We start from the raw sequence: 8,885 nt of genomic DNA, 5'->3' as shown, positions 1-8,885 counted from the left end.
GTTCGACAATGAATATGATTTAGCCCTTGCTGTAATGGACGGCATGGAATCACGGAGTGAACAAGGGGGATATACGTTGGAGCGTTTTAGGTTTAAATCATCCTAGCTACTTAGCTGCTTGGTTAGTGACAGGATTTCGGTTACGGTGGGGTTTTTGGAGTGCTTTGCTTGGCTCATTGGCACTGAGTATTGTTAATTCTTTACTTTTCCATCTGCTAGCATCGCTCAGATTGTAAGCGCAGGTTTGTTCTGAGCGGGGAAATAGAACCGGAAGTAGAGGGTTCAGAGAGTTCGGATTGAGTGAGAGTAACTGTCTATAAGGAGCGGTTTTTCAATTGGTAACGCACTAGCGTCCTAACATTTTCAACAGACAGTCCTAACTCTTGCGCGATCGCAGCTTCCACCTGACTGAATTCTGTTACTGGAAACTCAAATTCTAACTTTTTGAGTGTCGAATCTGTCGTTTTGACCTGTACTTTGGTAAATCCCTGCTCTTTGTCAATTTCTGCTTTGATGACTAGCAAGGTGACTGAAAGTTGCACTTCCAACTGTGTATCAGCTTGAAGCTTATCAACCGTATCGTAGGAGCGACTTAATGCTTGGTCTGTTATCAGTCCACCCCCAACCCAAAAAATAATTCCTAGCAGGGGTAGAGGTAGCCAAAATTCTAGCCCTAAAAAATGTAATCTTTGTAACCAACGGGGAGAGGACATAGGGAGAGGTGAGGAATTTTAGCTTCACAGCTAATTGAGTTTAAGGGAAAAAAACAATCAAATTCGACATCAAAAGTCAAAATTTAAAAGATATAAAAAGAGAAGATTCACTTTTGACTCTTGATTTTCTTCTGTACTCGATAAAAATCTGACTGGTGGAAGACGTGCGATCGCTTTAGGCTTCTCTACTATGAGCAGCGCGATCGACGATTCTCCGGAAAAGAGGTTTCACTAAAGCGTCTTATGAGAATTTTACTGGTAGAAGACGACCCCGAACAATTAGAGCCACTAAACGCAGCTTTGTTGCAAGCCGGACATATTGTCGATGGCATTGAGGATGGGGAAACTGCCCAATGGCTGATCTCTCAAAAAGACTATGACTTGTTAATTTTAGACTGGATGTTGCCGACAGTCAGCGGGTTGAGCCTTTGTCGCCAGTATCGACAAGCAGGGAAAACCTCGCCGGTGTTGATGCTGACTGCCAAAGACACGACTGTGGATAAAGTTACGAGTTTGGATGCCGGTGCTGATGATTATCTGGTTAAACCGACTGATATTATCGAACTTTTGGCACGGGTGCGGGCATTGGGAAGGCGATCGCCTCTATGGCAGGGAGATATCCTCCGCATAGAAGATTTACAACTGCACTTGAATAGCTTGACTGTTGAACGGGGACAGACAACTATCCAATTGTCCGCCCGCGAGTTTCAGCTATTAGAATACTTCCTGCGCCACCCTCATCAGGTCTTAACCCGCGATCAAATTGAACAAGCCTTGTGGGAGTGGGGTGCAGAACCAGAGAGCAATGCCGTAACTACCCTTGTCCGGAGGCTGCGGCAGCGTTTGCAGTTAGTCGGTGCGGCAGATTGGATTGAAACAGTCTATGGCATGGGATATCGCCTCAATCCTTCGGGAAGTCAAAAGTAAAAAGAGAAGAAATTCAAAATATAAATGAATCAAAATGACAGAATAAATGTTTCTTTTGCTTTTTGCCTGCCTTGCCCCAAATTCGGGTGTAACTTTGCTTCCCTAAATCTTCAGGCGCTTTTTAACTTTGCTTTTTTCCATGTTTGGTCGTAGCCGTCGCAATCTGGCTCGCTGGTTCACCCTATCAATGGGAAGTATTTTGGTGATTTTTGCAGGAGTCGTCTACTACGTAGAAGTTGCAGACGCGCTCTTAGCATTGGATCGATTACTCTACCAACAAACCAAGGTAATGGCAGCGAGCGTAAATTATGAGCGTCGCAATGGTCAATGGCAGGTAGAGCTGGACAATGTGCCACTTTTGGGAAATAACCCACAGCCGTTGGATAGTGGGCTGGCGTATGGGCGTTGGTACGATGCCAAAGGGCAATTGGTGCAATTTTTTGGTACGCTTCCTCCAGAGAAGCTGACGGTGACAGATGGATTTCAAACCATCAAAACTGCCAATGGCTCTGCACGTTGGCTGCGTCAGGTAACGCTGCCTGTCTACGAGAAGAGTGTATTAATTGGTTATCTCCAGGTTGCGACTTCCCTGACATCCACTCAAGAGGCTTTGTCTGAATTGCGGCTGGTTCTGACGCTCTTGGTGCCAGTCACCTTGGGGGTAATTAGCCTGACTGGGTGGTTTTTGGGGGGGCTAGCGATGCAACCGATTCGTCATGCTTACGAGCAACTGCATCGCTTCACCGCAGATGCTTCCCATGAATTGCGGACACCATTGGCGGCGATTCTTAGCAATGCACAAGTCGGGTTGCTGTCTGACGATCATTCACAGCAACGGCTTCGGCTAGACAAGATTGTGAATGTTGCTAAGTCCATGAATTCGCTGGTGAGTAATCTGCTGTTTTTGGCTCGTAATGATGGGTCATTATCTCCTGAATCTTTGAGAAAGATTAATCTAACTCTTTTGCTACAGGAGCTAGCAGAGAATTATGCAACGCAAGCAGCCACCAAAAATCTAAATTTTGTTAGTAATCTGCCGACTGAGAGCTTGGAGGTGAAGGCCGATCCAGAGTTGCTCCGTCTGGCGGTGATGAACCTGCTGAGTAATGCTTGCAAATATACCCTGGAGGGCGGTGAAGTTCAACTGCGATTGTTTACGCGATCGCATTTGGCTATTATTCAAGTTTCAGACACTGGGATGGGGATTGCGGCGACTGATTTGCCCCATATTTTTGAACGGTTTTATCGGGTGAATCGCGATCGCTCTCGCACTACAGGGGGTTTTGGTTTGGGATTAGCGATCGCTGAGCAAATCGTCAAAGCTCATGGAGGTGGGATCGACGTCACCAGTGTAGTCGGTCAAGGATCAACTTTTCAAATTGAGCTGCCACTCCAGTAGCAAAAATAACCTGGCGATTGGAAATCGCGGCTACGCCAACCCCCCTTACCCCCCTTCAAGAAGAAGAGGGGACATAAGTTGCTTCGCTTCTATTCAACCAAGTCCGCCTGCGCGGAATCAATTCAGCCTGCGGAGGCAGGCTTTGTTTGTGTAGCCCCAGACTTCCAGTCTGTGGGGGATTTGCAAATACGGGATGCTCCCACTGTCACTTTCTAGTCACATTTGTTGCCAACACTGAAGATAGCAGGAGCAGAAGGTTATCACTCCTAAATCATTTTTCTTTAGTTAGTTTTCAACACTTTTTTTCATGGAGTTAGTGTAAATCCGATGTTGTTCAGAGGTACTTCTCTACTCTGCCTTGCCGCTCTGGCTGTTGTTTGTAGTGGTTTATCAGCTCAAGCTGAAACTGACGACTTCACCCCTAAGACAGATGCGTTTGCCAGAGTACCTAATCATAATTCTGAATCAAATAAGACTCCAATTCAATCTGACCAAGTTACAACTTTCTTTGTACAAGAACAAGTGAATGTAGCGAATTCAGGTTCACCTGATTCTGTTGTAAAGGTACTGACAGAATCAACAATTCAAGAGCAAGATTTTTCAGAAATAAAATTGCCAACTGCCACTGCATCAGCCGGGGCGAATCAATCTCCATCTAACCTTTCTAGCGAGACAAAGCAGGAAATTCCTGAGAAAACAGCGATCGCAACCTCCGATGCGGTAAACCCAGAGCAGATTGTAGACAAAAGGGTGAAAACGTCTGCGTCGGCTTTGACTGTTGAACCTTCAACACCTCAACTCCCAGAAGCAGCGACGACTGAAACCACAGCGCCGGAAATCGCTCAAGTGGATGTAATACCTGGTAGAGCCACTCGCTCTGGCCCAAGTTATATCGGGGTTGCAGGCAACATTGGATTAGGTGGCGATACGACTTTAAGTGAAGGTGCCTTTGCAGTCATTAGCAAAATTGGACTCACCAGAAATTTATCTGTGCGACCCGCTGCTTTATTTGGCGATAATACAGTTTTTCTGGTTCCACTTACTTACGATTTCCCCTCTCAAGGAGTGGAACAAATCAGATACCGTGTAGCCCCTTATATTGGAGGCGGAGTGGCGATTTCAACGGGTGACGATAGCACTATTGGCGCACTGATTACGGGCGGGGTCGATGTTCCATTATCATCCCAATTCACCGCAACCGCTGGCGTGAATGTCGGTTTTGTTGATGAAACAGAGGTGGGATTATTAATCGGAGTTGGTTACACTTTCTCAGGACTTTAAACCGACTTTGCTTTAATCTTTTCACATCGCAACTCAAAGAAATTACGATCGCAACGGTGAAGGTGCCAGAATGAGCAGACGGGTAAACGACAGTCTCCCAAATCAAGTCTTCGCGGTAAGCAAAACAGCAGCACCCAAGCCAGCGCTGGCTTTCGTAGACGCGATCGCTCTAATTGTCGGTATCGTGATTGGTGCCGGAATTTTCGAGACACCATCCCTAGTCGCCGCTGCTTCTGGGAGTGAAGCGGTTGCACTTTCCCTGTGGATTCTGGGTGGCGGGATGTCCTTAGTCGGCGCATTGTGCTACGCAGAATTGGCAACGGCATATCCTCACGCTGGGGGCAATTACTATTACTTGATGCGTGCCTTCGGCAAAAACATCGCCTTCTTTTTTGCTTGGGCACGAATGACGGTGATTCAAACAGGTTCGATTGCCCTGTTGGCGTTCGTATTCGGAGACTATGCCTCGCAATTACTGCGCCTTGGGAATTATTCATCCTCACTTTACGCTGGGATTGCGATCGCCCTGTTGACAGGTTTAAATATCATCGGCGTCCAGCAAGGAAAGTGGGCGCAGAATTGGCTAACAGTCGCCAAAGTGGGTGGCTTGCTGTTGGTGGTAATTGGGGGTTTAGCCTTTGCCGTTCCCAGTCTCCCGGAGGTGCCTGCTGCACCAGCAACATCCCAAACAAACTTTGGGATGGCAATGCTTTTCGTGCTGTTGTCCTATGGCGGCTGGAATGAAGCGGCTTATATCTCAGCCGAGTTACGCAACGTCAACCGAAACATGGTGCGATCGCTGCTAGTGAGTATCGGCATCATCACGACAATTTACTTAGCGATAAACTTCGCGTACATCCACGGTTTAGGATTGGCGAACATGGCAGCCTCAGAAGCCGTAGCAGCGGATTTGATGCGTCGTGCAGTTGGCGAACCCGGTGCTTGGTTTATCAGCTTCCTGATTGCCATTTCTACCTTGGGTGCGATCAACGCCACGATTTTCACCGGCGCACGTACCAATTACGCCCTCGGACAAGATTTTTCCTTGTTCAGCTTCCTCGGACGCTGGCACCATCGCGCCAGTACGCCAGCCAATGCCTTGCTAGTGCAGGGTGCGATCGCGTTAGCCCTCGTGTTTCTGGGAACTCTGACTCGCGAAGGCTTTAAAACGATGGTGGACTACACCGCGCCAGTGTTCTGGTTTTTCTTCCTGCTAACGGGTGTCTCGCTGTTAGTGTTACGAGTTCGAGAACCGCAAGTAGTGCGACCCTTCCGCGTCCCTCTCTATCCTCTGACGCCCCTACTTTTTTGTGCAATCTGTGCTTATTTACTCTACTCCAGCGTTGCCTATACAGGGGTTGGGGCGCTTGTCGGAGTAGCTGTTGCGATCGCTGGCGCACCGCTGTTGCTGTTATCTCGTCGTCGGCAAATTTGAGCAAAACGTTAACAACTCAAAAGGAGAAGATGCAATGCAATTACAACAAATTAAGCTGTTGCTGGTTGCAAGTTTGAGTGCGGGTAGCTTCTTGTTCGCAGGCTGCACCCAACAACGCCAGTTTGATGCACAAGCTCAATCTGATGCTCAAACCCAAGCGCCCGCCGCACCGAATATTCAAGCCGAAGCACCCGCAACCGACGTTCAAACCCAACAACAGCCAGCGGATGTGCCCTTTGTGCCAACCCCCGAAGTCGTCGTCGCCGAAATGCTCAAACAGGGGCAGGTAAAAGGGAACGATGTACTCTACGACCTCGGCAGTGGCGATGGACGAATCGTGATTACCGCTGCAAAACAATTCGGCACTCGCGGAACTGGTGTAGATATCAATCCGCAACTGGTTCAAGAAAGTCGAGAAAATGCCCAAAAAGCGGGTGTAAGCGATCGCGTGCGGTTTTTACAACAAGATTTATTCGCCACTGACCTCAGCGATGCCACGGTGGTAACGCTGTACCTGCTTCCTGAGGTGAACTTGCGGCTGCGACCGAAGCTCCTCAAGGAACTTAAACCAGGCACTCGCATTGTTTCGCACAACTACGACATGGGTGAATGGAAACCTGAGAAAGTAGTGCAGGTAGAAAGTAGCCCCGGTCGCCAGCATACTATTTACTCCTGGGTTGTGCCTGAAACTGTCCCGGATAATTTGAAATAACCGGGATATCCTGTTGCAAGTTCCATCCAGCCGAACTAATCTTGCTGATACTATTTCACCAATAATCTGCAACAGCTCCCTTAACGGCATCTTAAAAGGGAGAAGTTAGCCTCCCTTTTAAGATGCTGTTGGCGAATTCCAAAAAATTAATCTTAGGGGCGCTTATTTAGGGGCGCACCGATAAGCGCCCCTAAGCGATTAAACACTTTCTAGAACAGAATAGGAGTGCTGTTATTCTCACCATTTCCAGCGTTCACGAAATTATCCTTAAGCCAGAATAGGTTGGTTTTACTGCCAGAAAGGTGGCATAGAAAATTTTATGCGATCGCGCCGAAATACTAAAGGTATTGGGGTCAATGCTACGGGGCTGGGTGCCACAGTTACGCGCATCTACATGACTTAGAAGCAAAGGCTGAGGTAGAAAGTTTATATCCCAAGGTTTCGGGCAAGTCCGCCGGAATAAATGGCAGCATCGGTGGCATTTTTGGCATCTGACGAAGCTACTTACATCACAAGCCAAACTCGGTTTTTTGACGGTGGGTTGACGCATTATCCCGCCTTTGGCGAGTCTTAGTCATAAGAAAATAGGAGTTATTCACGATGAATTTCAAAAACATTGTACAGCTATATACAGCCGGAAAAAGGAACTTTAGAAAAGCAGATTTATATAAGGCAAAATTAGCTTTTGTCTGCTTAAATGAAGCAAATTTTAGCAAAGCGAATCTATGTTTGGCGAACTTGAGAGGGTCAGATTTGCGCGGAGTCAATTTCAGCGAAGCAGACTTAACAGGGGCAAATTTACGTCAAGCAGACCTCACTGAAGCTAACTTAGGGGCAGCGAATTTAAGTAAGGTAAATCTTCGGGGAGCAAATCTAACCAGAGCAAATTTGAAAGGGGCAAATTTGGAAGAAGCCGTGTTAGGTGAGGCAAACCTGAACCAAACAAACCTGAGATACGCCAACTTATCTAAAGCCAAGCTAATGGGTGCCATCCTTACTGGGGCAATTTTACTAGGAACAAACCTAAGTAAAGCTATTTTACTCAGGGCAAATTTAACGCAAGCAAGTTTAATTGAAACCAACCTCAGTGAAGCTGTCTTAACTGAAGCCAGAATGCCTGACGGAAAAGTTCACGACTACGCTTAAGTACGCAAGGAAAACCTATATTTCTTGCAAAATCATCAACATACAGCGGTTAGTTGGATCTAGAATTATTTTCAACTGTGGTTGTTTCTAGCTGTTTGGGTGTAAAACTGGCGAAGCAATCAAACAGTAACTCCCGTTTCAGCGAGTTGTACTTGGTTTGACCTTCTTTTCGGATCTGGATTAACCCCGCTTCCGCCAGTGTCTTGGAGTGGTGACAGAAGAGAGCTAAACTAATCCCTAAATAATTGGCTATTTCGCTGCCACTCATTTCCTCGCAAGAAGCTAACATCTCCACAATCCTCAAACGTGTTGGATCGGAGAGAGCTGCAAAGATTTTAGCCCGAAGTTCTATGTCTTGAACGGCAGCTTGAGACGCAGAGGGCAGTTGAACGCTATGGTTGTTATCGATCATGGGAAGTAGGGGTTACTAAAAGAAGCCACGAGAAAGCCCCAACAAGACTCTGCATTACTCCTGATGTCAACACTAAAAGAAGGTTGAACGACGGTATAGGCGTGTCTGACGTAGATGTATGCCGTTGGCGAAAACTCACCGTCTTACTTCTATTTTACGTCTTGGCGTTCAGTATTGAAATAGTTAAACAACCACTTGACTATTGGGGAAAGATTGTTCTAGTATTTAGTCAAATGGTTGTTTAACTACTAAACCCTTTAGGGGATTGAAACCAGATTGGTAACTTTTAGCAGCGAGTTGAGTGGATGCGATCGCATGAAATGATGCAATGCGCTTTCTGCAACAGCTGCTGATACTCTCCTCACCTTGATCTACAGCCTGAAGGAGGCTGGAAACCATGTCAGACAACGCGAAATATGTCACCTTGACCGAAGACAACTTTGAAACCGAAGTCCTCGCAAGTTCAGTTCCAGTTGTGGTAGATTTCTGGGCGGCTTGGTGTGGTCCTTGCCGGATGCTCAACCCATTAGTTGCAGAATTAGCTGCCAATTTTGAAGGAATTGCTAAGGTTGGCAAGCTGAATATTGACGCCTATGGACACATCGCTACACAATACAACATCCAAGCCGTGCCAACGCTGCTGTTCTTCAAAGATGGTGTGGTGGTGGATCGAACCACTGGCGTAGCTCCTTTGGAAGTGCTGTCTGACAAGCTTCAAGCTTTACTTCCACAGAACAACTTAACCACAAAGCCAGTAGCGATTAACTAACTATCTAGTTTGTTGGCGGTGCGGGTAACTCTTATCCGCACTGCTCATACACTAGCTAGCTAGAGTTCCTGATGTCTGCGTTGTGCAATCA

General features: G+C 46.9%; 10 protein-coding genes and 1 pseudogene. 8 read left to right on the top strand and 3 right to left on the bottom strand.

Annotation, left to right across the window (positions count from 1 at the left end; genetic code table 11):
• Nucleotides 1-110 precede the first annotated feature (110 nt).
• Nucleotides 111-236 (top strand): annotated as a pseudogene (locus tag NDI44_RS26565) (phage holin family protein); the annotation flags it as partial.
• Between the two features lie 78 nt (nt 237-314).
• On the opposite strand, the gene NDI44_RS26560 reads toward NDI44_RS26565, so the two are convergent.
• The gene (locus tag NDI44_RS26560; protein WP_190414565.1) at nt 315-713 is read right to left on the bottom strand and encodes a hypothetical protein; all 399 of its coding nucleotides are present in this window, start codon (nt 711-713) and stop codon (nt 315-317) included.
• A gap of 243 nt (nt 714-956) precedes the next feature.
• Here NDI44_RS26560 and rppA point away from each other — a divergent pair, with 243 nt between their 5' ends.
• From rppA to NDI44_RS26535, 5 genes are all read left to right on the top strand, one after another.
• Nucleotides 957-1,640 carry a two-component system response regulator RppA gene (gene rppA / locus NDI44_RS26555; protein ID WP_190414564.1) on the top strand — a complete coding sequence of 228 codons (684 nt, stop codon included), beginning with the start codon at nt 957-959 and terminating at the stop codon, nt 1,638-1,640.
• A gap of 139 nt (nt 1,641-1,779) precedes the next feature.
• Nucleotides 1,780-3,039: an ATP-binding protein gene (locus NDI44_RS26550; protein ID WP_190414563.1), complete on the top strand. Its 1,260-nt coding sequence runs from the start codon at nt 1,780-1,782 to the stop codon at nt 3,037-3,039.
• A 702-nt stretch (nt 3,040-3,741) separates the two neighbouring features.
• On the top strand, nt 3,742-4,320 hold the full coding sequence (locus tag NDI44_RS26545) for a hypothetical protein (protein ID WP_347275833.1): 579 nt from the start codon (nt 3,742-3,744) through the stop codon (nt 4,318-4,320).
• Nucleotides 4,321-4,390: 70 nt separating this feature from the next.
• A complete protein-coding gene (locus NDI44_RS26540; protein WP_190414562.1) occupies nt 4,391-5,755 on the top strand; it encodes an amino acid permease in 1,365 nt (454 codons plus the stop codon).
• Nucleotides 5,756-5,789: 34 nt separating this feature from the next.
• Entirely contained in the window at nt 5,790-6,467 is a 678-nt protein-coding gene (locus NDI44_RS26535; RefSeq protein WP_190414561.1) for a class I SAM-dependent methyltransferase, read from the top strand.
• Nucleotides 6,468-6,720: 253 nt separating this feature from the next.
• On the opposite strand, the gene NDI44_RS26530 is transcribed toward NDI44_RS26535, so the two are convergent.
• Entirely contained in the window at nt 6,721-7,017 is a 297-nt protein-coding gene (locus NDI44_RS26530) for a hypothetical protein (RefSeq protein ID WP_190414560.1), read from the bottom strand.
• Between the two features lie 50 nt (nt 7,018-7,067).
• Here NDI44_RS26530 and NDI44_RS26525 point away from each other — a divergent pair, with 50 nt between their 5' ends.
• On the top strand, nt 7,068-7,613 hold the full coding sequence (locus NDI44_RS26525) for a pentapeptide repeat-containing protein (RefSeq protein WP_190414559.1): 546 nt from the start codon (nt 7,068-7,070) through the stop codon (nt 7,611-7,613).
• A gap of 49 nt (nt 7,614-7,662) precedes the next feature.
• Here the strand turns inward: NDI44_RS26525 and NDI44_RS26520 are convergent, their stop codons facing one another.
• Entirely contained in the window at nt 7,663-8,025 is a 363-nt protein-coding gene (locus tag NDI44_RS26520) for a metalloregulator ArsR/SmtB family transcription factor (RefSeq protein ID WP_190414558.1), read from the bottom strand.
• Nucleotides 8,026-8,422: 397 nt separating this feature from the next.
• Here NDI44_RS26520 and trxA point away from each other — a divergent pair, with 397 nt between their 5' ends.
• Nucleotides 8,423-8,794, top strand: a complete 372-nt coding sequence (gene trxA, locus NDI44_RS26515) for a thioredoxin (protein WP_190414557.1) — start codon at nt 8,423-8,425, stop codon at nt 8,792-8,794.
• The last annotated feature ends 91 nt before the right edge of the window (nt 8,795-8,885 follow it).

Origin of the sequence: Trichocoleus sp. DQ-A3 (assembly GCF_039961975.1) — a bacterium.
Taxonomy (GTDB): domain Bacteria; phylum Cyanobacteriota; class Cyanobacteriia; order Cyanobacteriales; family FACHB-T130; genus FACHB-T130.
The sequence above is the reverse complement of the archived record's forward strand: the minus strand, read 5'-3'. Positions and strand labels throughout refer to the sequence as shown.

Bases quoted from the DNA above. Each gene is read 5' to 3' on its own strand.
- NDI44_RS26560 (WP_190414565.1), bottom strand. From the start codon at position 713: ATGTCCTCTCCCCGTTGGTTACAAAGATTACATTTTTTAGGGCTAGAA.
- rppA (WP_190414564.1), top strand. From the start codon at position 957: ATGAGAATTTTACTGGTAGAAGACGACCCCGAACAATTAGAGCCACTA.
- NDI44_RS26550 (WP_190414563.1), top strand. From the start codon at position 1,780: ATGTTTGGTCGTAGCCGTCGCAATCTGGCTCGCTGGTTCACCCTATCA.
- NDI44_RS26540 (WP_190414562.1), top strand. From the start codon at position 4,391: ATGAGCAGACGGGTAAACGACAGTCTCCCAAATCAAGTCTTCGCGGTA.
- NDI44_RS26535 (WP_190414561.1), top strand. From the start codon at position 5,790: ATGCAATTACAACAAATTAAGCTGTTGCTGGTTGCAAGTTTGAGTGCG.
- NDI44_RS26530 (WP_190414560.1), bottom strand. From the start codon at position 7,017: ATGCGTCAACCCACCGTCAAAAAACCGAGTTTGGCTTGTGATGTAAGT.
- NDI44_RS26525 (WP_190414559.1), top strand. From the start codon at position 7,068: ATGAATTTCAAAAACATTGTACAGCTATATACAGCCGGAAAAAGGAAC.
- NDI44_RS26520 (WP_190414558.1), bottom strand. From the start codon at position 8,025: ATGATCGATAACAACCATAGCGTTCAACTGCCCTCTGCGTCTCAAGCT.
- trxA (WP_190414557.1), top strand. From the start codon at position 8,423: ATGTCAGACAACGCGAAATATGTCACCTTGACCGAAGACAACTTTGAA.